At 36.8% G+C, this 22,857-nt stretch carries 26 protein-coding genes; 8 read left to right on the top strand and 18 right to left on the bottom strand.

The genetic code is table 11. From position 1 onward, the window contains the following. Positions 1 to 47 precede the first annotated feature (47 nt). Complete coding sequence (locus tag JF73_RS00420) at positions 48 to 914, top strand: alpha/beta hydrolase (protein ID WP_046326536.1); 867 nt, start codon at positions 48 to 50, stop codon at positions 912 to 914. A 6-nt stretch (positions 915 to 920) separates the two neighbouring features. Here JF73_RS00420 and JF73_RS00415 read toward each other — a convergent pair whose 3' ends face one another. Next, positions 921 to 1,274, bottom strand: a complete 354-nt coding sequence (locus tag JF73_RS00415; RefSeq protein WP_046326534.1) for a MerR family transcriptional regulator — start codon at positions 1,272 to 1,274, stop codon at positions 921 to 923. A gap of 218 nt (positions 1,275 to 1,492) precedes the next feature. On the opposite strand from JF73_RS00415, the gene JF73_RS00410 reads away from it, so the two are divergent. After that, positions 1,493 to 2,371: a LysR family transcriptional regulator gene (locus tag JF73_RS00410; protein ID WP_046326533.1), complete on the top strand. Its 879-nt coding sequence runs from the start codon at positions 1,493 to 1,495 to the stop codon at positions 2,369 to 2,371. A gap of 82 nt (positions 2,372 to 2,453) precedes the next feature. Here JF73_RS00410 and JF73_RS00405 read toward each other — a convergent pair whose 3' ends face one another. From JF73_RS00405 to JF73_RS00365, 8 genes are all read right to left on the bottom strand, one after another. Beyond that, positions 2,454 to 3,233: an ABC transporter permease gene (locus JF73_RS00405; RefSeq protein WP_046326532.1), complete on the bottom strand. Its 780-nt coding sequence runs from the start codon at positions 3,231 to 3,233 to the stop codon at positions 2,454 to 2,456. Beyond that, complete coding sequence (locus JF73_RS00400) at positions 3,233 to 4,003, bottom strand: ABC transporter permease (protein ID WP_046326531.1); 771 nt, start codon at positions 4,001 to 4,003, stop codon at positions 3,233 to 3,235. The genes JF73_RS00405 and JF73_RS00400 overlap by 1 nt, the downstream gene beginning before the upstream one ends. Further along, positions 4,000 to 4,947 (bottom strand): ABC transporter ATP-binding protein, encoded by a 948-nt coding sequence (locus JF73_RS00395; protein WP_046326530.1) that lies wholly within the window; start codon positions 4,945 to 4,947, stop codon positions 4,000 to 4,002. Before JF73_RS00395 ends, JF73_RS00400 begins: the two co-directional genes overlap by 4 nt. 133 nt (positions 4,948 to 5,080) lie before the next feature. Beyond that, complete coding sequence (locus JF73_RS00390; RefSeq protein WP_045927307.1) at positions 5,081 to 5,974, bottom strand: EamA family transporter; 894 nt, start codon at positions 5,972 to 5,974, stop codon at positions 5,081 to 5,083. Positions 5,975 to 6,333: 359 nt separating this feature from the next. Next, on the bottom strand, positions 6,334 to 7,557 hold the full coding sequence (locus tag JF73_RS00385; protein WP_046326529.1) for an ABC transporter permease: 1,224 nt from the start codon (positions 7,555 to 7,557) through the stop codon (positions 6,334 to 6,336). Beyond that, on the bottom strand, positions 7,550 to 8,446 hold the full coding sequence (locus JF73_RS00380) for an ABC transporter ATP-binding protein (protein ID WP_046326528.1): 897 nt from the start codon (positions 8,444 to 8,446) through the stop codon (positions 7,550 to 7,552). Before JF73_RS00380 ends, JF73_RS00385 begins: the two co-directional genes overlap by 8 nt. A 214-nt stretch (positions 8,447 to 8,660) precedes the next feature. Further along, the gene (locus JF73_RS00375; protein ID WP_046326527.1) at positions 8,661 to 9,152 is read right to left on the bottom strand and encodes a PTS sugar transporter subunit IIA; all 492 of its coding nucleotides are present in this window, start codon (positions 9,150 to 9,152) and stop codon (positions 8,661 to 8,663) included. Positions 9,153 to 9,402: 250 nt separating this feature from the next. Further along, positions 9,403 to 10,422, bottom strand: a complete 1,020-nt coding sequence (locus tag JF73_RS00365; protein WP_038520602.1) for a LacI family DNA-binding transcriptional regulator — start codon at positions 10,420 to 10,422, stop codon at positions 9,403 to 9,405. 276 nt (positions 10,423 to 10,698) lie between these two features. Here JF73_RS00365 and JF73_RS00360 point away from each other — a divergent pair, with 276 nt between their 5' ends. Genes JF73_RS00360 through alsE form a run of 6 tightly spaced genes read left to right on the top strand, consistent with a single transcriptional unit; the run spans position 10,699 to position 14,960 of the window. Next, the gene (locus tag JF73_RS00360; RefSeq protein WP_038520599.1) at positions 10,699 to 11,118 is read left to right on the top strand and encodes a PTS sugar transporter subunit IIA; all 420 of its coding nucleotides are present in this window, start codon (positions 10,699 to 10,701) and stop codon (positions 11,116 to 11,118) included. Positions 11,119 to 11,123: 5 nt separating this feature from the next. After that, the gene (locus JF73_RS00355; protein ID WP_046326525.1) at positions 11,124 to 11,606 is read left to right on the top strand and encodes a PTS sugar transporter subunit IIB; all 483 of its coding nucleotides are present in this window, start codon (positions 11,124 to 11,126) and stop codon (positions 11,604 to 11,606) included. A 22-nt stretch (positions 11,607 to 11,628) separates the two neighbouring features. Then, a complete protein-coding gene (locus tag JF73_RS09910) occupies positions 11,629 to 12,396 on the top strand; it encodes a PTS mannose/fructose/sorbose/N-acetylgalactosamine transporter subunit IIC (RefSeq protein WP_038520594.1) in 768 nt (255 codons plus the stop codon). After that, entirely contained in the window at positions 12,397 to 13,221 is an 825-nt protein-coding gene (locus JF73_RS09905; protein ID WP_046326524.1) for a PTS system mannose/fructose/sorbose family transporter subunit IID, read from the top strand. It abuts the gene before it with no gap. A 9-nt stretch (positions 13,222 to 13,230) separates the two neighbouring features. After that, complete coding sequence (locus tag JF73_RS00340; RefSeq protein ID WP_046326523.1) at positions 13,231 to 14,283, top strand: galactitol-1-phosphate 5-dehydrogenase; 1,053 nt, start codon at positions 13,231 to 13,233, stop codon at positions 14,281 to 14,283. Between the two features lie 20 nt (positions 14,284 to 14,303). Further along, on the top strand, positions 14,304 to 14,960 hold the full coding sequence (gene alsE, locus JF73_RS00335; protein ID WP_046326522.1) for a D-allulose 6-phosphate 3-epimerase: 657 nt from the start codon (positions 14,304 to 14,306) through the stop codon (positions 14,958 to 14,960). 249 nt (positions 14,961 to 15,209) lie between these two features. Here the strand turns inward: alsE and JF73_RS00330 are convergent, their stop codons facing one another. From JF73_RS00330 to JF73_RS00290, 9 genes are all read right to left on the bottom strand, one after another. Beyond that, positions 15,210 to 16,067, bottom strand: a complete 858-nt coding sequence (locus JF73_RS00330; RefSeq protein ID WP_046326521.1) for a PTS system mannose/fructose/sorbose family transporter subunit IID — start codon at positions 16,065 to 16,067, stop codon at positions 15,210 to 15,212. Between the two features lie 12 nt (positions 16,068 to 16,079). After that, positions 16,080 to 16,925, bottom strand: a complete 846-nt coding sequence (locus JF73_RS00325) for a PTS mannose/fructose/sorbose/N-acetylgalactosamine transporter subunit IIC (RefSeq protein ID WP_046326520.1) — start codon at positions 16,923 to 16,925, stop codon at positions 16,080 to 16,082. A 2-nt stretch (positions 16,926 to 16,927) separates the two neighbouring features. Further along, positions 16,928 to 17,434, bottom strand: a complete 507-nt coding sequence (locus tag JF73_RS00320) for a PTS sugar transporter subunit IIB (RefSeq protein ID WP_038520575.1) — start codon at positions 17,432 to 17,434, stop codon at positions 16,928 to 16,930. Positions 17,435 to 17,454: 20 nt separating this feature from the next. Beyond that, the gene (locus tag JF73_RS00315; protein ID WP_046326519.1) at positions 17,455 to 17,868 is read right to left on the bottom strand and encodes a PTS sugar transporter subunit IIA; all 414 of its coding nucleotides are present in this window, start codon (positions 17,866 to 17,868) and stop codon (positions 17,455 to 17,457) included. Positions 17,869 to 17,878: 10 nt separating this feature from the next. Beyond that, complete coding sequence (locus JF73_RS00310; protein ID WP_046326518.1) at positions 17,879 to 18,619, bottom strand: GntR family transcriptional regulator; 741 nt, start codon at positions 18,617 to 18,619, stop codon at positions 17,879 to 17,881. A gap of 103 nt (positions 18,620 to 18,722) precedes the next feature. Next, positions 18,723 to 19,415: a deoxyribose-phosphate aldolase gene (gene deoC / locus JF73_RS00305; protein ID WP_038520567.1), complete on the bottom strand. Its 693-nt coding sequence runs from the start codon at positions 19,413 to 19,415 to the stop codon at positions 18,723 to 18,725. Between the two features lie 312 nt (positions 19,416 to 19,727). Next, positions 19,728 to 20,756 (bottom strand): 4-hydroxythreonine-4-phosphate dehydrogenase PdxA, encoded by a 1,029-nt coding sequence (gene pdxA / locus JF73_RS00300; protein ID WP_046326517.1) that lies wholly within the window; start codon positions 20,754 to 20,756, stop codon positions 19,728 to 19,730. A gap of 20 nt (positions 20,757 to 20,776) precedes the next feature. Continuing rightward, complete coding sequence (gene dapA, locus JF73_RS00295; protein WP_046326516.1) at positions 20,777 to 21,679, bottom strand: 4-hydroxy-tetrahydrodipicolinate synthase; 903 nt, start codon at positions 21,677 to 21,679, stop codon at positions 20,777 to 20,779. A 22-nt stretch (positions 21,680 to 21,701) separates the two neighbouring features. Continuing rightward, positions 21,702 to 22,856, bottom strand: coding sequence for an iron-containing alcohol dehydrogenase (locus tag JF73_RS00290; protein ID WP_038520557.1), 1,155 nt, complete (start codon positions 22,854 to 22,856; stop codon positions 21,702 to 21,704). Position 22,857 lies beyond the last annotated feature (1 nt).

The raw sequence follows: 22,857 nt of genomic DNA, 5'->3' as shown, positions 1-22,857 counted from the left end.
GCAAATTTTATAATTGCAACTGATCCTTCTTTAGGAGCTGATTAATTATGACTACAAAAAGAAAATCTATCATAACAGGCACGTTGCTATTAACGTTATTGCTACTTGCCGTTTGCATATTTAAAAACAACTATCAGGAAGAAAATGGTGCAAGTATTCGCATCAATACGCCAACACTTTTTGTACATGGCTGGGGCAGCAGTTACCACGCTGAAGAAAGTATGGTGGCTTATGCACAAAAACATCATGCTACTAATTCTGTCATTCGAGCCGACGTTAGCTCTACTGGTAAAGTCATCTTAATAGGAACAATAAAAAAGCGGGCCAAGAACCCGATAGTTGAAGTCAACCTCCAAAATAATAAGAGCATTTTTGCTGGAACGAATAATCAAATTGCTGCCATGAACAAGAGCAGCAATTATATTAAAGACGTGATCATTGCACTGCAAAAAAGGTATCACTTTAAGCGAATTAACTTAGTAGGACATTCGATGGGCAATTTACAAATTGCCTATTACTTACACAATAATGCGACTAATTCGCACATGCCCCACTTAAATAAACAGGTTTCAATTGCCGGTCATTATAACGGTTATATTGGTGAACAAGGAGCACCAAATAAAACTATCTTAAATCACGCTGGCAAACCGCAAAAAATGAGTGCGGATTACCGCGAACTTTTAAGTTTAAGAAGGAAGTTTCCTCAAAACGCTGACGTCTTAAATATCTATGGTGACACAGGTTCTGGCAGTGATGGTGACGTCACCGTTAATTCTGCTCGCTCTTATCGCTATTTAGTAAGTAAACGCGCTCACTCATACCAAGAACAAGAAATAAAAGGTCCTCGCGCTCAACACAGTAAATTGCACGAAAATACTAAAGTTGACCGTTTATTAGTCAACTTCCTCTGGTAATTTATCCTACTGAATTTTGCCTTGATCATATAAATTGATTTTAGTTTTTAACCGGGCAATTGTAGCCTGAATATTTTGGTCTTGCTTTTCTAGCCTATGCAATTCTTTAACTAAAATCTGCCGTCTGGACTTCTTAGTATCACTGCCTTGCTGCAATAATTCGGTGTATTCAAGTAAATCCTTCACTGGAATTTTCACCTGCCGCATGCACTTAATAAAACTAATCCAAGTAAGATCTTTTTCCTCATAATTTCTAACACCGTGCTCTTTTTTGACTTCGGGTATTAAGCCCATCTTTTCATAATATCTGAGAGTTACAGGCGTTAATTCTACTTTTTCAGCTACTTCTGATATTTTCATTATATTTTGCTCTTCCTAATGAATTTAAACTTAGATCTAAGTTTAAGTATTATCTAAAAAATATATTAATGTAAGAACAGTAATCTTACTTAACAATTAAAATTTTAGTCATATCAGCTTTTTATGTAAAATACTTATTAAACATGAGTTTTTATAACCTGCTTGCATTAAAAAATGTCTGTGATAGTTAAAACCACTAGTAATAAAAGGAAGGTATCATGGAATTAAGAGTTTTGAATTATTTTGTAGCCGTCGCCCAAGAAGGCAATATGACTCGTGCTGCCAAAAAGCTGCTTATCTCTCAACCAGCGTTATCAAGGCAAATTGCTGACCTGGAAGCTGAACTTGGCGTTAAATTATTTAGCCGTAAGTCACGGCGCTTGGCTTTAACTCCAGCAGGACAATATTTATTAGAACAGGCACAAGAGATATTGGAATTAACTGCCAAAACTAAAAGAAATATCGAAAAAGATTCTTTTGTCAGTGGCGACTTGAACATTGCTGCGGGAGAAAGCCTCGGGATGCAGCGGGTCATGAATGTGGTCAGCGCAATTATTAAAGAGCACCCTTCTGTTAAAATTCACCTATTAAGCGGAGACTACAGTTATGCCGAACGCAAGCTAGATAACGGGACGGTTGACTTTGCAGTCATTATCGGGAACGTTCCTTTAGCTAATTACGCCTCTTTAACCTTACCCGAAAGAGATACTTGGGGAATTTTAATGCCTACTAATGATCCCTTAGCGCAAAAAGCAGTGATCAGACCGGCAGACTTACAAGGGCGCTCTTTACTAAATTCGCAGCAAGCGCAAAAAATGCACCTTTTTCAAAACTGGCTAGGAAATTACTATGATTCAGTCAATTTTATTGGCAGCTATAATTTAAATTTTAACGGTACCTTGATGGTCAAAAATCACGCCGCATTAATGCTTACTTTAGATAAATTAGCTGATACCTCTAAAGGCTCAGGCATTACATTTAGAAAATTACAGCCAGCGCTGCACCAAGCTATCAAAGTAGTTTGGAAACACGGTGTTAATTTATCACCAGTCGCAGAATTATTTTTAAAATTACTGCAGGAATCAATTTTTAAGTAATAATACTTAATGCCAAAAAAATGAAAAGAAAAAGAATATCATAGACTTTAAAAGCCCTGTAGCTATTACTACAGGGCTTTTTCTAACTGCCAGTACTTTGGTATTTTTGTAAAAATACCCGCCATAACTGATAAATTAGGATAAAAAAGAATACACACGCGGCAGGAACTAACAGTAGCCAGACCCACTCATGCTTAACTGCAATTTTTTCTTGTGGAATTGAAGCAACCCAGCCGATTGGCAAGATAAAGGTCATAATTAGCCTTAAAGCCGACGAATAGATCGCTAACGGATATTTACTCATGTCAAAAAAGTCAAATGTTGTTTCTGCCAAGTTGGCTAAACCATTAGAAAGTAGTGCAACTATATTACCTAATACGGCCAATCCCAAAAAGATGAGCGAAGTAAAAAGTGAGATAAAAATAAACATGACCGTGATATACCACGGATTATGTAACTGCATATCCACAATTATCAACAGCAACAGCGCAACAATTAAATCACCCCACGCATCTTCATCGACTCGTTCATTAACAAGCTGAAATAAAGGATTGACGGGTTTAATTAAGATTGTATCTAAGCGCCCGTCATGAATATAATCAGAAATGTTGAGTACATTGATAAAAAAGCAGCGAAAAATGGCAAAAGCTAAAGTTGCCAAGGCGTAAGTTAAAAGCAATTGTGCAAAATTATAGCCTTTGATGCGGGGCACAATATTAAAAATAAATCTTAAAGCGAGGATATTAAGCAAGTTTTGAATGATCATCCCTGCTAGCGCAAAATAAAAGTCCAGGTCATAAACAGCAAGTGATTTTAAATTTACTTTTAAATAAGTGGCTAACAATTTTAAATATCTCATTATTACCCTCCTTGAATCACAGTTGAAACAACGGAGCGCTTAAACAAGAATTTAAAAAGCACGTTGAACAGAGCAATATAGGTTAGCTGGATCAAAACTACTTGAATAAATAAACTCCACGATGGCTTTTGCGCCAGCATTCCTACTGCACCAAATGAATACTGAAATGGCAGAAAAGATGCCACCTTTTTAATTACGGCAGGATAAAAATTGGCCGGAAAAATATTGCCAGCTAATACCAATAGTATTGCTTCTTTAAAAGTGGAGATGCCCCAAATACTATAAGTGTAAAAAGAAAATGTCCCTAAAAGCAGTTCCAGTTCAAAATACAATAAATACGCCAAAGTGGTTGTTACTAAGACCATTAAAATTGTGCCCACTGCAATTTGAAAATTCAGAATCCATAAACAAACTAATAAATCCACTGTACCAATCACTGCAAATTTGACAACTGAATAGCCGATGCTTTCCCACAGTAGCTGCGTTGCAAATGCTACTGGTTTTAACAGGTCAAGTGCAATATCACCAGAACGAACTTTATCATTCACATCGTAGCTGGTTTTAGGAAAAAGCACGGTCAAAAGTTGCATTAATACCAAATAACTAATTGTTTGTTTAAATTCACCGTTTGGCTTGCCAGTTAGAACAGCTTGCCACAAAAAATACTGTACGGTAAGCGAAATTAAAGATGAAAACAGCCAGAAAATCAAAGCATATTTTGAGGCTAGACCTTTTTTTATTCCTATTTTAATGAGCATTAGCCTATATTTCATTGCTGCACCTCCTGCTGTTTGAGGTGCGCTAATAAATATGCCAATTTATTGCTCTTAACTTCAATATTGGCAACTGGGATGTGGGCAGTAATTGTACTTAACACTTCTTTCAGATTTTCTTGCTTAATGCCTGCAATCTGGTATGAACCGTTTTTAAGCTGCATCATGTTGGGCCATTGGTTAATTAAATCAGCACTTAATTTATCTGCACTGGTAAACGTGACCGTTGTGGGCACATCTAATTCTGCTAGTTGTAGACTACTTTGATCTAATACCAACTGCCCTTTATTCAAAATTAAAATGCGTGAGCATACTTTAGCTACTTCATCGAGATCGTGCGAAGTGAAAATGATCGTTTTATCAGTTAATTGTTGTAAAAATTGCGTAATGCTATTTTTAGTCAGAACGTCAAGTCCAATTGTGGGTTCATCTAAAATAAGCAGTTCAGGATCGTGAATAAGAGCTGCAATAAATTCAGCTTTCATCCTTTGACCCAAACTAAGGGTGCGCACCGGTTGCGTTAAAAACTCGGTAGCCTGCAACATCCGCGCTAACTTTGTTACCCGTTTGGTAAAAATATCCTCCGGTACTTGATATATTTCACGGTTGAGTTTGAAGGTGTCTATTGCGGGCAAATCCCAACGTAATTGGCTTCTTTGCCCAAACACAACCCCTATTTTGGTCGCATTTTTTTGTCTGTTATTAAGCGGATCTTTGTCAAAAGTTTTGATACTGCCGCCATCAGGCTGCAAAATACCTAAAATCATTTTGATCAAAGTCGACTTGCCGGAACCATTTAACCCCACTAAGCCAACATGATCTCCTTGATAAATCTCTAGAGAAACATTTTTTACTGCGTCAAAAATGCGATATTCTTTGTGAAACAGCTTAGCTGCTTTCACCTTACGATACCGTTTCGCCAGGTTCTTGGTTTCAATTATCATTAATTATTCCCCAATACTTAATTCAGAGTGCAGGTTTCATCCCCAAATAAAAACCAGCACTCACCTTGAACCGGCGTTTCCAAATCATAGCGCCATTATAGCGCTTAATTCTTATTTTTCCAAACTCCTGCAGTTACTTTGAAAACAAAGCCAAGATAAAAATGGCCACAATTACCAAGATATCTGCGAACTTCATCTTTTCTTTAAGGAAAATATCGCCAAAGATGACGCTGTATAAAGAGGTCATGTTTAAAAAGATCCAGGCAATGCTTGAGTTGGGTGAAGACGTTGCCAAAGTATAAGTTACTTGCGCTAAAAGAGTCAAAACCGCCCGGGAACCATAAATTAGATAAACCTTACCTTTGAGATTTTCAGCGCTGATCTTGAGAGTTCTATTTTTATAAATAAAAGTAATTAGGGTAATTAAACAGCGCACATAAATTGTCATGATAGTAAAAAAGACCAGATCAATCGGTTTGATAAGGCCTTTGGTTAATAACGGCGAAAGTGCAGCTTGAATAATCAATAAGGGCGCAATTACAGCAAAAGTAGTCAACAGGTTTTTCAAATTTAAATTATTGTGGCGCTGTTCGAAAACAATATAAATAACCACGATCACCGTGGAAATAATCGAAACCAGATATGAAGATTTGCTAAAGTAACCCATAGTCAGCAAGATAGCCCAAGGAATAAAAAGATCGGTCACTTTACTCAAAAGCACAGACTGCATAATTGAAACTTTTTTAAACACATAACTATAGCCATAAGCGACGACCTGAGCCAAAAAAGCATATAAAAGGACTTTAATAAGATAGTTGTTGGTTATTCTAGGACTAGGAAAACTGTGCAGGACGTAAATTAGAAAGAAAGTTACTAAAACCGAACTACAAATATTATTTAAAAAGTTCACATCAATTGAGCTTTGCTTCCGATACCCCATTTGGTAACGGTCAATAACTGATATTATTCCCCTGGAAAATGAAGAAATAGTGGCAAAAATAATCAACCAAATATTACTGATAATCATGGTTCCTCCGAATGACAAATTTTGTTTAAAACTATTATTAATATTTTGGTCTTTGCAGCCACAATTAAAAAGTCAGAGAAATAGTTATTACCAGTAACTAGACATTGTTCAGTTACTAAAATCCAGCCATTGGACATACAAAGTTTAAATATATTCAAATGATATCCACTAAAGACTAATCATAAAAAATACAGTATTTGGTTTGAATATTATTTTATTATACACCAAGTTAAAAATTCAAAAAAGTAGCTGTGAATTCTAATTAAGGTTTATAAATGCCAGCTACAATCTGTTTAAACATTAAAAGCAATATGCTAAAAAAGACTAGGATTTTTTCATCCTAATCTTTTTTATATTATTTACGCTTTACTATATGCCAGTCCTCGTTTTAATCTCTTCCAAAAGCTGGTATCTTCTGTTTGTAAAATTACGCCTTGATAGATTTTACTAATGTATATTGTCAAGCCAATAATACTTACTATTAAAATCGCCAGCGACAGAATAACTTCCACATTACCCACATGACCATTAATTATACGAATTGGCATCATGAATGAAGAAAAGAATGGCACGTAGGATAATATTTGCGGCAGAATTTGTTCTGGGTTAGTAATAAGCGCAAATGACAGGAAAAATGCAATGAGGGAAAGCATTGTAGTACCTTGAGCAGCTTTTGAAGAATCTTCAGGCTTAGCTACTAAAGCTCCTGAAAAAGCTGCTAATATCGTATAAATAATTACACCGAGAATCAGGAAAACGAGATTGACATTTACCAAATTGCCCAGAATTTTATTTATGACTGCTTGGTTGTTATGCATGAAAGAAGACGTAATTTTTGCATGCAATGCCCAGCGGTAAGTTGCCCAACCGCCTACAATATAGATTGCGAGTTGAGTAATAATTACGCCGAAAATACCCAAAATTTTGCCTAAAAAATATTTTGCAGCAGTTGTACTGGAAAAAATGATTTCCATAATCTTCGTGCCTTTTTCAGAAGCTATTTCTTGAGCTGTAATGCTACTATAGGACATCAAAACCATGTAAACGACCATAATCACAATAATTAATGACACCATTTTAACCAATTTATCTCCCTGATGATTTTTCTGGAGTATCTCACTATATTGCGGTTGCTGCTGCAAGGCTTTGAGTTGGTGTGGTGCTAATTGCGCTTGCTGCAAATTAAGCTGGCTTTGCATCATTTGTAAATAGCTTTTTACTTTGGGTTTCAATTCATCATCAATGGGTGATGCTCCGTGATAAACCGCCTTAACCTGATTTTTTTGCGTTTCAAATACCAAGTAGCCATCAACTTTTTCTTTTTTGACAGCCTTTTTAGCGGATTCAGCGGTTTTAATTTTAGCATCAACATATTTATCATTATTTTTAATAAAGTTTTGGCGAACTTGCTCATTGGAACTGATAACTGCAATCTGACTGTCTGGATCAGAACTAGCACCGATAGCTCCTCCTAAAGCACCACAACCAATTATGAAAAATGGACCCAGAATCAAAAGCAGAAAAGACCAAGACTTAACTTGATGCCAATAAGTTTGCAGCGTTACGGTCCATAACTTATTCATGTTGTTCACCAGCTTCCATTCTAAATATTTCGTCAAGTGTTGGTGGTTGTTGCCGGAACTCCTCAACATATTCGCCGTTGGTCAAAGCGTCAAAGACTCCCGGGCCGCTGCTTTCATCGTCAATTCGTAAAAGATATTGACCATGCAACTTCTTTTCCACTTTTTCAACGTGAGGAAGCTGTTGCAATTCTGCAAGCGACTTGGTAGTTTTGCAGTAAATTTCCGTTTTACCAAATGAGTCACGAACAGCGTCAACTGTACCACTTAAAACAACTTGTCCTTTTTTTAACATGATTAAACTATCGCAGATTTCTTCAACATTTGACATATCATGACTGGAGAAGATAATTGCTGCATTATTCTTTTTAGCATCTAAAACTGCGTTTTTAAGTAAATCTGCATTTACCGGATCCAAACCACTAAATGGTTCATCCAAAATAATTAATTTTGGCTGGTGAATCAAAGTACAAATTAATTGCACTTTCTGCTGATTACCTTTCGAAAGTGTTTTTATTTTGTCGCTTTTCTTGCCCTGGACATCAAAGCGTTTTAACCATTTATCAATTTGCGGTTTTATCTCTTTCGCCGGACAGCTTTTTAGCTCCGCCAAATAAACAATTTGCTGTTCAATAGTCATTTTGGGTAGTAAACTACGTTCTTCCGGCAAATAGCCGATAGTATCAAAAGTTTTTTCAGTAATGGGCTGATCTTCCCAAGTAATTTTTCCTTCATAGTGCAGAAAGTTTAAAATACTATGAAAAGTCGTGGTTTTCCCTGCCCCATTTTGACCAATCAAACCCATAATTTTACCAGGATGAATTGTAAAGTTGACATCTTGAAGCGCCGGAAAAGTATCAAACTTTTTACTTAAATGTTCTACCTTTAGCATTGCCCCTCCTTTTTATTCTAATAATAATTTTATTTAAGTTTACTACAGAATATAATATATTAAAATAATCAAAAAACTTTTTTGAATAAAAAAAGTTAAGCCATAGTTGAATTTAAGTTATGCCTAATTATATAATGCACATGTTGACAATACTAAAAAACAGGTTTAATTCCCTATTTTAGAAATTAAACCTGTTTTTATATAGCAAAAATGTTTATCCTATTAATAAATCGTTGGCTTTAACTGCTGCACCATTATCCTGATTCAATTTGACTTCTTTTTCATAGCCACTAGTGAATACAACAATAACAGTTGGATCTAGTTTATTTTCAGTTACTACGTTCTTATCAAACACTTCTAGTTTTTGTCCCTGCTTTACCTCATCATCTTGGTTCACCATTACTTCAAAACCCTTTCCATTTAGGTTTACAGTATCAATACCAATGTGAATAAGTACCTCGACGCCCTGTGCCGTTTGAATACCTATAGCATGTTTCGTTTTGGGAAGTGCCTCAATTTTACCACTTACAGGTGCATAAACTGTTACTTTATCTTCTTCAGGGACAATAGCAAAACCATCCCCCAACATCTTCTGGGCGAAAGCCGGGTCACTTACTTCTTCAATTTTTTCAAGTTTGCCACTAATTGGTGCAGTGACCGTCAAATCTTCTTTTTTCTCCTGCTTTTTGCCAAACCACTTAAACATTCTTCTTACCTTCTACTTTCATTATTCTTAATTCATTTATTTCATATTTTATTACAGTTTTAGCATTTAAACTATTAACAAATATATAATTTTGCTTTTGGTCAGGAAAAACCCATAACGAAAAAACTTTTTCTCCATTTTCTAAGAATATTTCTGCAGAGGAAATATCCTGAAACAGCAGGCACAATAAAAATACGGTTTTAAAAGAACTTGTGAATTTTTTAATTAAGCAAAAAGCTAGGGTTTCAGCTTAAGCTGACCCTCTCTCTATTAAAGAAACATCTACAATGATTTTCTGCGGCCTTTTTACCGCTTTAGGCTTTGTAACTTGTTCAATTAACTTGGTACAGGCAATTTTAGCTATAGTTTGCACATCTTGATGAATAGTGGTTAATTCAGGGACACTATATTGGGCTATCGGCGCGTCGTCAAAACCAATTACTTTTAAATCCTTAGGCACGTTAACGTTAATATCACGTGCTGCTAGAATAATATTCACAGCTAGTGAATCATTGGTCGCAAATATTCCAATTGGCGCAGAATACCGGGAAAAAATCCCACGTAAACGCGAACGAATAATTGCCCTTTCCTCCTGTAAACTTGCCCTTTTCGGAACAACCAAAATTCGGTCTGCATCAAAAGTGTTAAATTCTTTTTTGTAGGTATCAACATAACCCTTGATGCGTTCTTTGATAGAAGGATATTCCTTCTCATTTTTAAATAAAAAAGGTTTAGTGTGTGCAGATATCAACTTATTGGTTGCTAAAGCTGCACCTTTATAATGATCTGAACCGATAAAATAGTAATCCGTATCATTCTGAGCTTCACGATCTATATATACTAGCGGAACAGAATAATTAAGACTTTCAGATTGGAACTTAGTACGCCCAGAAATGACAATAATACCATCAACGAGACGGGCATTTAGCATATCAATACTTTTGCGTTCTTTAACTTGATTGTTGGAAGTATCACAAATTATAGTGGAATAATTTTGATTTGCTAATTGATTTTCAATCAATTCAACTAAATTAGAAAAAAAAGAATTGCCTAAATTAGGCACAATAATACCAATTGAATTGGTTCTTTTCTGCCTTAAACCCTTGGCAATGCTATTAGCGTGATAATCATATTCATTGACTACGTCCATCACTTTTTTGGCGGTCTTTTGAGAATAACTGCCACTATTATTAATTACACGAGAAACAGTTGAGATTGATACTCCGCTTAATTTGGCGATTTCTCGAATTGATATGTTTTTATCCGTCATCTTTTTTGTTTACCAATATATTGAAAATTTAAGGATTTAAATTACTTGTCTCAGTAACTTTTATTTTAACACAACGTGTGGCAAATACTAATGTTGCAGGGTTTCAAGCAATTTTTAAATAGAAACGTTTCCTTTAATTTTTGGTTTTTTATCTAATATTTACCCTGTAAACGCATACTTGACAAAAATACAACACTGAATTTATACTAATTTATGGAAACGTTTCTATTTTTAATAATAATGAATAATAAGCTATTTGCTTTAGAGGAGATTTTAATGATTGGGATATTAGTCGCTACTCACGGAAAGTTCGCTGAAGGCATTCTGTCAGCAGCAAAAATGATTGTCGGTCAGCAATCTCAAGTGAGTTTCGTTGAATTTGCGGAAACGGATAGTATTGATGGTTTTAAGGACAGAGTGTATCAAAGTTTAAAATCTTTTGGTAAAGGAGCAAAAGTTTTGGCTTTCTGTGACATGTTCGGAGCCAGTCCTTATAATGTTTTGGTGCAAAATTACCCACAATTAAATAAAGATATCGAATATCAGGTTTTTTGCGGCGTAAACTTGCCCATTCTGATTGAAGCACTATTGAGCAGAAACCAATATCAAAGTCTGGATGATTTCACCAAGCATTTGCAACAAATGGCAGCAGAAACCATTAAAATTCAAAACTTTGATTTTTATAAAAAGGGGTAACAAGAATGGCAGAAATAGTTTTAACGAGAATTGATGATCGCTTAATTCATGGTCAAGTAATGACCGCCTGGGTCAAGAAGACCCACGCCAATCACATTATTGTCATTGACGATAAAGTCGCCAAAGATGATTTTATGATTGAAGTACTTAAAATGTCTGCTCCTACGGGCATTAAAGTAGATGTTTTTGATTCTGATACTGCTATCGAAAAGCTGCAAGACTTGGACAATTTTAATGACGATAAAATCATTATTTTAGTCAAAGAACCACTTGTAATTGAAAAAGTTATTGTCAGCGGCATCAATATTAGCAAGTTAATTATAGGAGGAATGGGTGCAAGAAAAGACCGGCAGCCATTTTATCGCAATATTGCAATGAACGACGAAGAAAAAAAGTCTTTGCAAAATATTATTAACAGAGGTGTCAAAGTAACCATTCATATTATCCCTGATCAAAAAGAAGTTGATGCTGAAAAATATCTGCATTGATGGGATTTAAAGGAGGCAAAAAATGTTAGTATCAGCAATTTTGGTGTGCTTAATTGCAACCATCGCAAATTGGTGGCCCAGTCAGTTATTAACTAGGACTTGGTTTTATCCTTTATGGACGGGATTACTAGTTGGTCTAGCTTTAGGAAAACCAATGCTGGGAATGCAGGCAGGTGCGTACATTAATTTGGCATATTTAGGTTGGATCACTGCAGGTGGAACAATGCCGGGCAACCTGCCAGTTGCAGCCGTTTTCGGTCCCACTATGACTATTTTGGCAAATGCTAAACCCAGTTTGGGGGTGTCTTTTGCAGTACCATTTAGTCTTTTTGGGATATTAACCTTTCAAATTACCATGTCATTGAACTCTATTTGGGTTCATCGTGCCGAAAAATACTTAGATCAAAATAATATCAGGGCAATGAGAATCATGAATTTTGTCCCCTCTGGGATTTTAAATTTCCTGGTAACTGGGGTTCCTGCATTTATTTTAGTTTATTTTGGCGCTGGGACTATGAGAAATCTTCTAGCCAGCATCCCTAATTCGTTAGTTCAAGCTATGCAGGTCGTAGGTGCGATCATGCCTGCTCTTGGTATTGCAATGCTGCTTAATTTCATGGGAACTAAAAAGTTAATGCCTTTTTACTTCTTAGGCTTTCTATTAACTATTTATTTAAAGCTCGACATTATCGGCGTAACTGCACTGGCTGTAGTAATGGGAGTTGTATTCTATCAAACAGGATTTCTGGAAGATAAAAAGAATAATGAAACCCCGAAGGAGGTTAATTAAATGCCTAAACTATCTAAAAAAGACCTGCTAAAAAACTGGGCCTTAATATATTCTAATGAAGCAGCTTATAACTATGAAAGGCTGCAAGCTCTCGGTCAAACCAACGCAATGGTACCTATAATGAGAAAACTCTATCCCAACGATACCAAAAAGCAAGCACAAGAGCTTAAAAAATACATGATCTTTTACAATACTGAACCGTCTTTTATAGGAACTGTTATTCCCGGAATAGCCACAGCTATGGAAGAACAAAGGGCCAACGGTGCGGAAGAAATAACGGATGAAACTATTAATTCCCTAAGAACAGGTTTAATGGGACCAATAGCTGGAATTGGCGATACTTTAAGCCAAGGGATAATTTATCCGATATTAGCCGGAATTGGCTGTTCATTGGCAATCGCCGGCAACTATTTAGGACCACTATTCTTTGAGGTAGTTTACAAAACTTTACTTATTGTAATCGGCTGGAATATGTATAAGTTAGGTTATAGTCGGGGAAAATCCTTCATTTTACAAATAATGCGTGAAGGGACAATTAACAAGCTAACCGATGTTTTTGGCATGATCGGCTTAATGGTAGTCGGATGTATGACTGCCTCACGGGTGGCAATCAGAGTGCCATTAAAGTTAAACATTGGTAATGTCCACATGAACATTCAAAGTCAGGTTTTGGATGCTTTGATGCCTGGGCTCGTTCCGCTGGCTTTAACATTATTCGTATATTGGCTAATCAGAAAAAAGATTAATGTTAACTGGATAATTGTCTTTATCTTTATCATTGGTATCGCGTTTAGTTATTTAAATATCTTTGGAATTATCAAGTAGGAGCTTAATATGAAGGCTATAGAACTTAAATCAATTGGAAAATTAGAGTTAGTTGAAAAAGAAAAGCCACGTCCGAAAAAAGACGAGGTTTTAGTTAAAATTAAAGCCTGTGGCATCTGTGGTTCAGATTTACCCCGCGTTTACCAAAATGGCACTTACCATTTTCCCACCGTTATAGGTCATGAATTTGCCGGAAAAGTAGTAGAACTAGGCGAAAACGTTGATCAAAAATTATTAAATCAAAGAGTAGCAGTCTTTCCGATTTTGCCATGCTTTCATTGCCGTTCCTGCTTATCGGGTGACTATGCCCAATGCGATAATTACAGATACTTTGGTTCACGCAATGACGGCGGGTTTGAAGAATACTTGGCAGTACCAGTATTCAACTTGGTGCCCTTAACAGACAATATTTCTTATGAAGAAGGGGCAATGATTGAGCCTGCAACTGTTGCTCAACATGCAATTCAAAAATCTGGTCTAAAATTGGGTAATAATGTGGTTGTTTATGGAGCTGGCCCTATTGGCATCATGGTCGCCAGATGGGCAAAACTGGCAGGCGCCAACCATATTGCTTTATTTGATATTGATAACGACGCCATTAACTTTGCACAAAAATTAGGTTTTACCAATACCTTCTTCAATGATGGTCAAAACAATTTAGAAAATATTCAACAAGCCTTCGGCGGAGAGCTAGCTGACATTGTGGTTGAAGCAACCGGTAACACACATTCCTTCAATAACTGCGTTCAATCTATCACAAAATTTGGTACCATAGTATTGCTGGGAAATCCCCATTCAGATATGACTTTAAAACGTGCTACCTACGATCAACTAATGAGAAAAGAAGGTAAAATAATTTCAGTGTATAATGATGTTTATAAGAGATATCCTACAGATGAATGGTCAACCACCCGAAACGCACTTGATAGCAAAGAGTTAAAAGTCCATGATCTAATCACCCAGAGGGTAGCAATTGATGAAGTAACTGATTTATTTGAGCATATCCACAATAAAGAAATCTTCTCATGTAAATCAATGATGGTAATACAGCATAAAGGATAAGAAAGGAACTAATTTAATCAATGAAAGTATCATTATCTTTAATGTGCATGAATTTGACAACAGTCGCAGAGCATATAAAAAAACTTAATTCTTTTACCGATAATTATCATATTGATATTATGGATGGACATTATGTCAGAAATCTCGCTTTATCAGTTGATTTTATCAAAGCTATCAGGCCTTTAACTAATAAAACTATTGATGCACACTTAATGGTAGACAATCCTGAAGACTACATCAATGACTTAATTGCTGCTGGAACCGACTTAATAAATATCCATGCGGAAAAGCTTGACGGACAAGCCTTTCGCTTGATTGATCTCATTAAGCAAAGTGACAGGCAAGTTGGCGTCGTTATCAATCCTGAAGAAAATATTGCAGATATTTCCCAGTATCTTAACTTGGTTGATATGGTTACCGTAATGACCGTAGACCCCGGCTATGCTGGGCAAAAGTTCATTAAGGAAGCATTATTAACCATTAGCCAGCTAAAAGATTACCGTAAGCAAAATAGTCTTCATTTTGAAATTCAAATTGACGGCTCCTGTAATGCCGAAACTTATTCAGAGCTCAAAACAGCTGGTTCTGATATTTTAGTTCTCGGCAGCAGCGGCTTTTTCGGGTTTTCGCAAGACATAGATCAATGTATCAAAACGGCCGAAAAATACTTAAATTAAAGCTAAATAGTTTTATACAAGCAAAAATGCTCAGTTGCAACTGTCTAATTGATTAGCTGCACTGAGCATTTTTTGCCAACTAATTTTTAGCTTGTCGTTACTAGAAAACCTAATAACTGCTGATTATGCTCTGCGCTCCTTGTGTCAAGCCCTCTATTTTGGTTATACCGCATATCTTAAATAAAAAAGCTCCAACGTTTGCTTAGCGTTGAAGCTTATCATTTACATTATTTTGCTTACAATTAACTATTACAAAAATTTTATCAGTACGCCCACCGTAGCTGCCACTGTTAATATTAAGATTACTTTGTTAGCACTCATCCTTTTAGATGAAATCAGCCAAAAAGTAAACAAAACTGCAATTAGAGGTAATAGCCCCGGGAAGAACCCATCAATAATAGTTTCAAGTGGTTTGGTTTGTGAACCAAAAGGAATCTTGACGGTTGTTTTTAAAGCAATTGTCGAAGCAGCCAGACCACCGATAACAATTGTACCTAAAACTGTAAACATGTTGGTCAGACGTTTAGCACTTTCACCAACAATTTTATCCACAGCAGATACGCCCAACTTGTAGCCACCTTTAAAGCAAACTATTTCTACAATAGTAATAATCACCGCATAAGTTACAATGTAAAATAACGGACCTAAAGGACTGCCACCCTTAGATAGTCCCATCGCAATTGATAAGAGTGTAGGAATTAGAATACCTTGCATCAATGAATCACCGATACCAGCTAAGGGGCCCATTAAGGAAGCCTTAACATCGACGGGCATCTCCTCACTGACATTAGTGTTGCCCATACCAATTTGTTCTTCAAGTGACGCTACAATACCATTAACCAGTTGTCCGGTTTGTGGCTCCGTATTGTAAAAAGGCGAATGCCGCTTAAGCAGGCGCTGATAGGCTTGATCATTATTTTTATAATATTTATTACCTAAAGGCATATATGAAACTGCCCATGCAGCGCCGTGCATCTTTTCATAGCTCATTGCAGATTCAGGCAGGAACATATATCTTAAAAAAATTGACCGTAATTCTTTTTTAGTTAAACGCTCCGGCTTAGCCTCTTGGGCTACTGACGTTTGTTTATCATCTTGATTAGTCATTATTTTGCCTCCTTAGAATAAATCTGCATCTTCGTATTCATCTTCGGTTTGAATCGCTTTTGCTGTGCCAGATGAATTACTACTATTATTGCTGCCAGTTTTACCGGATATCTGGTAGACAATATAAGCAATTAAAACGGCAATAAATACTAAGCCAATAGTACTCATTTTGGCAAAAGCAATCATTGCAAAACCAAATAGAAAGTAGATTAATTGTAGCTTATTTTTAATCAGCATATTCATTAACATTGCAATACCAAGAGCAGGCAGTAAGCCACCCAGCACCGTGATAATGCTGGTTATTTGCGTTGGAATTACTTTGAGTAAAGCCTCAACTGCTCCCCTGCCAAAGTAAATTGCCGCCCATATTGGCACTGCACGTACTAAGAAAGTAATAATTTGCGGCCAAACGACTTGGTCCATAATAAGGGCATGTTTATTAAAACGGACAATATCACGATCCGCTCTATGATTAAAATAGGAAAAACCTGCCATTCTTAAGTTATAAAAAATTAAGCCAAATGTTTGACCAATAAAAATAGCAAGGGTAACTGCAATTGCAGGGTCTTTGGTTGTAGCCATTGCTAAACCAATGCCGCCATAAGAAGCATAAGTGATTTCCGTACTTGAAGTTCCGCCAGTATGCATTGTCGCAATGAAAACCGCTTGTACAGCTAACCCGCAAAGTATACCTGCCTTAACATCTCCAAAAATCAAACCACAAATGAAGCCTGCAATTAAAGGTCTGCCTAAAATATAGAACCCGTAGGCAACGCCACCCATAACGATACTATCAACTGCTCCTAAGTATCCGAAAATACCAACTAAAGCAGCTTGCCAAAAAAGAGCCATATTCATTTTTATCCCTCCTTGGCTTTCAACTCATCGTAATGTTTTCTAACCTCAGGCCACGTTTTTTTCTTTTCATCCGGAATCAGTTGAAAAGAAATATTTATGCCATGGTTATACATGTAGTCAAATGCTTCATAATCTTTATCATCAAGGGCTAAAGTTCTTTCAACGACTATTGCCCCTTCACGCGTATTCATTGGTCCTACATTCAGTTCATTACCCCAATCAGCACCGTTTTGCAGAAGCTTAGCAAAAGTTTGGGGTGAATTTGATATTAAGAAAAAGTTTTTGTGTGACTGTACCCCCTTTTTAATTATTTCTGGACCTTTATCATCGCTAAATATACCTACTTTTAAGTTTCCAGCTGCTGCTTTTAAAACTTTTGTTCTGAGTTTATCGTGAATGATCTTATCACCCACTACTAAGAAACCATCTATGGGTCTTTCCTTCGACCATCTCGTGGTGGTTTGACCATGAATCACACGGTCATCCACTCTAGCTAATGTTATTGCCATAGAGAAACACCTTCCTCTAGCTAAAATTCAATATCTTGATTTGTGTCCGCTGTTTCTTTAGCTACACAAACTCCTTCCTTACCGAATTTTTCAGCTAAATCTGTGATTTCATCTAAACTTGGCTTGCTAGTTAGTGACAAGCCGACTTCTAAAAGCATAGGCAAATTAAGACCCGCTACAACTCTAATCTTTTGCGGATTTTGAAGATATTTTGCAAAGCACTCATTATAAGGCGAACCACCCTTAATATCGCAAAGGATTAATAAATCATTTGTTTCTTGATCTATGATGTGAGCAAGTTCTTTTTTAAATTGACCAGTATCATCAGGACTTAGTCCTAAATATTTAATCTGATTGTTTGAACCTGCAAGCATTTGATAACTGCTATAAATGCCTTTTGCCATATTCCCGTGTGTTGTAATTAATATCTTCATTATTTGTAACCTACCTATATAAAATAGAAGTGACTTTATATTGATCAGTTCTAAGCAAAGCGTCGGAGCATTCTATCGGCTCATCATTTGCGGCAAAAGTAACTTGGTTTAATTCTAAAGCAGCATCATTTGGTGCCAATTCCATTATTTTTGCCTGTTTTTTGTTTAGATTACGTGCTGAAAAATTCCTGATACCATATTTAATTTTTATTCCTGCATCTTTTTCTATTGCAGCAAACAAAGCAACATTATTAAAATCTACTTTTGCTATTTCCGGGCACTTATCAAGAGAAATCCAATTAAAAGTAAGTATAGCTGGCGTGTCTTCAACACTTCTGAGACGTACCAAATATAATACTTTCTGCTCTTTATCTATTTTTAACTTTTTCTGGATTTCTTTGGTAGGATCCACAATTTTCTTTTCTATCACTTGCGTGGAAAAATTAATATTCTTGGCTTTCATTGTTTCGGCATACGAGACTAATTCTTGCGCAAAAGGATAAGAAATCTGCGGTTTCGTCACAAAAGTTCCTTTACCCTGAACTTTTTCCAAAGTACCTTCTTTGACTAATAAAGAGATTGCTTTTCTAACAGTCCCTCGTGCTACTCCCAGATTGTCAACAAACCATTTTTCAGATGGAATTTTGTCGCCGGGTGTTAATATTTTTTTATTAATGTCTGTCTTTATTTGGTTCGCAATTTGCTGGTAAATGGATATTGGAGAATTATTATCTATTGATATATTACTCATAGGGATTCATTCCTTCTTTAAAAGTTATTTATTTATAGTATAATCTTTGTTTTTATTATAAAGCATTATACTATTCGCCCTAAAAGCAATATAGCTAAATAAATTAATCAGCTATAGAATCATCATTTCCCTTTATCCCAGTGATAATTTGTGGCCCTGCGCTCGTACCCAGCAATGATGCTCCTGCTTCAAGCAAAGATAGAGCCTGCTGTCTGGTCCTGATACCACCAGAAGCTTTCACTTCACATTTGTCTTGTGCAATTCTCTTTAATAATTGGATGTCATCAATGGTAGCGTGACCACCTTTACCCCAACCACTAGAGTTTTTCAGATAAGTGGCACCAGCATCCCTGGCAAGTTCAGCTGCCTTAATCTTTTCTTCGCGTGTCAACATACCAAATTCGAGCATAATTTTAACAACCTTGCCGCCTGCTGCCTTGACCACAGCGGCAATTTCATTTTGGTATTCATCATACATACCAGCCTTTAGGAAGCCGACATTGGGCATCCAGTCAAGTTGATCTGCCCCGTCCGCAAAGCATCTTTGAGCCTCAAACACTTTAACTTCTGTCTTTTGTGCCCCCATTGGAAAACTCATACATGTGGCAACTTGAATGTTGGTACCTTTTAATTCCTCCTTTGCAAGTGTGACCCATTGCGGCTGAATCATGACACCATTAAAGCCAAAGTGCTTGCAATCATCACACAAACCTCTTATATCATCTGGCGTTAATTCTGGATTAACATTAGTATGTTGAATCTTAGAAGCCAATTCCTTATCCGACAAATTTAACATAATAAACCACCTTTCATATTGATTAGCTTGTCTTGCGCAATTACTGTAATCGCTTACAGTTATATATAAACATTCATAGACGTCTATGTCAAGAGCAAAATTAAAATAATGTTTTTTTAGTAATATAAATACCATTATTAGCAGTGTTTAAATTGCTGGGCACTGGCCTTTCATTAAATACAAATATTGCAAAAAGGGTAAATAAAAAGAGCTATCGCACTGATAGCTCTTTTTTGCCTATATTTAAGCCAAAAGACTAATTAAATTTATATCTGCTAAGTTCATGAGGCAATACAGCAGTATTATCTTGCACTACTTGTTTTCAGCTAGTTTAACGGCATAATCAATTGCATTTTTTAAACTGACCTCATTAGCTGTGCCTTTAAGAACCTGATCAAATGCAGTGCCATGATCAACCGACGTTCTGATAATTGGCAAACCCAAAGTAACATTGATTCCTGCAACACTATCCCACTTCTTCTTTTGCTCATCATATTGAAAGCCAATTACTTTTACCGGTATATGTCCTTGGTCATGATACATTGCAACTACAATGTCGTACATCCCGCCATGACATTTGGCAAAAACTGTATCAGCAGGAACGGGACCAGTCACGTTAACACCTTTTGCCCGCATTTCTGCAACCGCAGGTGCAATTTCCTTTATTTCTTCATCACCAAATAAGCCATTTTCTCCTGCATGTGGGTTTAGCCCTGCAACTGCTACCCGCGGATTTTTGAGGCCCAAATTACGGCAAACCTCGTCAGCCAGCTTAATACATTCTGCAACCCTAGGCTTTTTCACCAAATCACAGGCTTTTCTCAAAGAAACGTGTGTAGAAACATGAACCACCCTTAAATTGCCGTGGGCGAGCATCATCGTGTAGTTTGGAGTATGGGTAAATTTACCATAGATTTCAGTATGCCCAGCATAGTGGTGTCCTGCTAAGTTCATTGCCTCTTTGTTTAGAGCATTCGTTACGGTAGCATCAACTTCATGGGCATTAGCCAGTTCAATCACTTTTTTGACATATTGAAAAGCAGCGTTACCCGCCATTTTGCTGACTTGGCCAAACTGCAATTCAGAGATTTCAACTTCGTGCATATCGTAAACATCCATTGTCCCGTATTGGAACTTAGCATCTTTAACGTTAGTAATGGGGTTAAGCTGCAGTTTACGATCGGGTAATATTTCCATTACTTTTTCGAGAACATTGCTATCACCTATCAATAAAGGTCGGCATTTTTCATAAAGTTGTTGATCCTGAAAAGTTTTCAAAGAAATTTCCGGTCCTATACTTGCAGGATCTCCCATTGTAATACCAACAATTGGTCTACCCATCAGTTTTGTCTCCTTTTCAACTACTTTTTATATTCACTGTAATACTCATCTATAGTATTTTGAATGGTCGTCACTGCTTCTTTAGTTAAACCATTAAATGGTGCACGTGGCATCCCCACAGGATAGCCCATGACATTAGTTGCTTTCTTAACAATTGTATTAGGATTTCCTAACTTGAAACAGTTTCTAAACGGACGGATAGAATCTTGCGCTTTCCTAGCTTCTTCCCATTTACCAGCTTGATAGTAGCGGTAGATTGATACCATAATTTCCGGTAATACATTCGCACAAGCGGCAATACCACCGGTACCTCCGGCTTTTAAAGTCCACAAAATGAGAGAATCGTTACCTGATATGACTGCAAAGTCCTTATTTCTGGTTAATTCAATGTACTGTAAAATATTGTCGAAATTACCGCTTGAATCCTTAATACCAGCAATATGCGGCAAGTCGGCCAGACGAGCCACAGTTTTAGGTGCGAGAGCATTGCCCGTCCTTGCAGGTATGTTATAAAGCAAAATTGGAATATGAACAGCATCATTTAAAGCCTGATAATGCTTAAATAAATCTTCCTGTGAAGCTTGCGCAAACCACGGAGTAATAACTGATAATGCGTCTGCCCCTAGCTCCTCAGCTTGCTGCGACAACTGAATTGTTTCTGCTGTAGAAACACAACCTGTGCCCACATATACTGGAACCCGGTGATTTGCCTGTTTAATTACCGTTTCCATCACTTTTAATTTTTCATCATGACTAAGAATATATCCTTCACCGTTTGTGCCTAGCGTAAAAACTCCGCTGATGCCAGCATTAATCTGCCGCTCAACCTGATTTTTCAACTCTGCATAATTTATTTGACCATTTTCATCCATCGGGGTCACCATTGCTGCAATAATACCCTGAGCAATCTTTGTCTGACACATTTTAAAAACTCCTCCTTTTAAACTACATTACTGCTTTATAAATTTGAGCAATTTCTGAGCGCGTTAATTTTTTCAGATTGTGACTGAGCAAGCGCTTTTGCTCTAGTGCTGAATCAACTAAAAAGTCCAAGTCTGTTTCCTGTACACCAAATTTTTTAAGATCAGTTGGTATTTCGGTTTTTGCAACAATTTCTGCAATCTTAGCAATTACAAAATCGGCTTTTGCACTAGTACTTTTACTGCCTTCTTCCGGCCAAATATTAGTGCAAAGTGCTGCTAAACGATCTTCAATCGCCGGCTTGTTAGTTTCCATGCATGCTTTAAATAAAATGGCATTAGCTACGCCATGAGCAATATGGAATTTGCCACCAAGCGGATACGACAAGGCATGAACTATGTTGGTTCCGGAAGCGGTGATTGCTACACCACCATAAAAGGCACCCAGTTGCAGCGCTTCACGTGCCTGAATATCCTTTGTATCTTGATAGGCCTTAATAATATTCTTAAAAATCAATTTAGCACCAAGAAGTGCCACACCGTCACTCATTACAGTGGCGTTTTTAGCCGTATAACATTCAACGCAGTGACTGAGGGCGTCAATTGCTGACGAGGCAAGAATTGACTTCGGCAGGTTTTTAACATTATTACCATCAAGCAGAACTAAATCCGGGAGCATTGCATCTGCTACAATACCGAACTTAACCTGTTTTTCCGGAATGCTGACTATCGCATTAATTGTGGCTTCTGAACCTGTACCCGCAGTAGTCGGAATAAAAACGGTGGCACAGTGTTTTTGTGCTTTGGTCGGATCATTAATCAGATCTTTAACGCTCAAATCGGTATGAAGCAATAGTGAAATCAGTTTGGCAGCATCCATTACGGAGCCGCCCCCGATAGCTACAATCGTATTGAAGTTAAACTGGCTAACCTTCTTAAAAAGAGCATCGACTTGGGTATAGCTTGGTTCAGGTTTAATTTCGGATTCAATTTGATAAGCAATACCATGTGCTTGCAGGTAATCTTCTAGCGGTTGAACCAAACCCGCTTTTAACAGTCCTTGATCCGTGAAAAGTAAAACATTCGTATTTTTTCTGGTTTGCAAAAATTCACCTAGTTTGTCCAGTAAATTTTCACCCAGATATACCCTCTGGGGTAACTTTAAAAAAGCTTCTTTCATC

Source organism: Lactobacillus helsingborgensis, from assembly GCF_000970855.1.
In the GTDB taxonomy this organism is placed as follows: domain Bacteria; phylum Bacillota; class Bacilli; order Lactobacillales; family Lactobacillaceae; genus Lactobacillus; species Lactobacillus helsingborgensis.
Note: the sequence above shows the minus strand (reverse complement) of the source record. Positions and strands in the feature narration are given on the sequence as shown.

Bases quoted from the DNA above. Each gene is read 5' to 3' on its own strand.
- JF73_RS00420 (WP_046326536.1), top strand. From the start codon at position 48: ATGACTACAAAAAGAAAATCTATCATAACAGGCACGTTGCTATTAACG.
- JF73_RS00415 (WP_046326534.1), bottom strand. From the start codon at position 1,274: ATGAAAATATCAGAAGTAGCTGAAAAAGTAGAATTAACGCCTGTAACT.
- JF73_RS00410 (WP_046326533.1), top strand. From the start codon at position 1,493: ATGGAATTAAGAGTTTTGAATTATTTTGTAGCCGTCGCCCAAGAAGGC.
- JF73_RS00400 (WP_046326531.1), bottom strand. From the start codon at position 4,003: ATGAAATATAGGCTAATGCTCATTAAAATAGGAATAAAAAAAGGTCTA.
- JF73_RS00395 (WP_046326530.1), bottom strand. From the start codon at position 4,947: ATGATAATTGAAACCAAGAACCTGGCGAAACGGTATCGTAAGGTGAAA.
- JF73_RS00390 (WP_045927307.1), bottom strand. From the start codon at position 5,974: ATGATTATCAGTAATATTTGGTTGATTATTTTTGCCACTATTTCTTCA.
- JF73_RS00385 (WP_046326529.1), bottom strand. From the start codon at position 7,557: ATGAATAAGTTATGGACCGTAACGCTGCAAACTTATTGGCATCAAGTT.
- JF73_RS00380 (WP_046326528.1), bottom strand. From the start codon at position 8,446: ATGCTAAAGGTAGAACATTTAAGTAAAAAGTTTGATACTTTTCCGGCG.
- JF73_RS00375 (WP_046326527.1), bottom strand. From the start codon at position 9,152: ATGTTTAAGTGGTTTGGCAAAAAGCAGGAGAAAAAAGAAGATTTGACG.
- JF73_RS00365 (WP_038520602.1), bottom strand. From the start codon at position 10,422: ATGACGGATAAAAACATATCAATTCGAGAAATCGCCAAATTAAGCGGA.
- JF73_RS00360 (WP_038520599.1), top strand. From the start codon at position 10,699: ATGATTGGGATATTAGTCGCTACTCACGGAAAGTTCGCTGAAGGCATT.
- JF73_RS00355 (WP_046326525.1), top strand. From the start codon at position 11,124: ATGGCAGAAATAGTTTTAACGAGAATTGATGATCGCTTAATTCATGGT.
- JF73_RS09910 (WP_038520594.1), top strand. From the start codon at position 11,629: ATGTTAGTATCAGCAATTTTGGTGTGCTTAATTGCAACCATCGCAAAT.
- JF73_RS09905 (WP_046326524.1), top strand. From the start codon at position 12,397: ATGCCTAAACTATCTAAAAAAGACCTGCTAAAAAACTGGGCCTTAATA.
- JF73_RS00340 (WP_046326523.1), top strand. From the start codon at position 13,231: ATGAAGGCTATAGAACTTAAATCAATTGGAAAATTAGAGTTAGTTGAA.
- alsE (WP_046326522.1), top strand. From the start codon at position 14,304: ATGAAAGTATCATTATCTTTAATGTGCATGAATTTGACAACAGTCGCA.
- JF73_RS00330 (WP_046326521.1), bottom strand. From the start codon at position 16,067: ATGACTAATCAAGATGATAAACAAACGTCAGTAGCCCAAGAGGCTAAG.
- JF73_RS00325 (WP_046326520.1), bottom strand. From the start codon at position 16,925: ATGAATATGGCTCTTTTTTGGCAAGCTGCTTTAGTTGGTATTTTCGGA.
- JF73_RS00320 (WP_038520575.1), bottom strand. From the start codon at position 17,434: ATGGCAATAACATTAGCTAGAGTGGATGACCGTGTGATTCATGGTCAA.
- JF73_RS00315 (WP_046326519.1), bottom strand. From the start codon at position 17,868: ATGAAGATATTAATTACAACACACGGGAATATGGCAAAAGGCATTTAT.
- JF73_RS00310 (WP_046326518.1), bottom strand. From the start codon at position 18,619: ATGAGTAATATATCAATAGATAATAATTCTCCAATATCCATTTACCAG.
- deoC (WP_038520567.1), bottom strand. From the start codon at position 19,415: ATGTTAAATTTGTCGGATAAGGAATTGGCTTCTAAGATTCAACATACT.
- pdxA (WP_046326517.1), bottom strand. From the start codon at position 20,756: ATGGGTAGACCAATTGTTGGTATTACAATGGGAGATCCTGCAAGTATA.
- dapA (WP_046326516.1), bottom strand. From the start codon at position 21,679: ATGTGTCAGACAAAGATTGCTCAGGGTATTATTGCAGCAATGGTGACC.
- JF73_RS00290 (WP_038520557.1), bottom strand. From the start codon at position 22,856: ATGAAAGAAGCTTTTTTAAAGTTACCCCAGAGGGTATATCTGGGTGAA.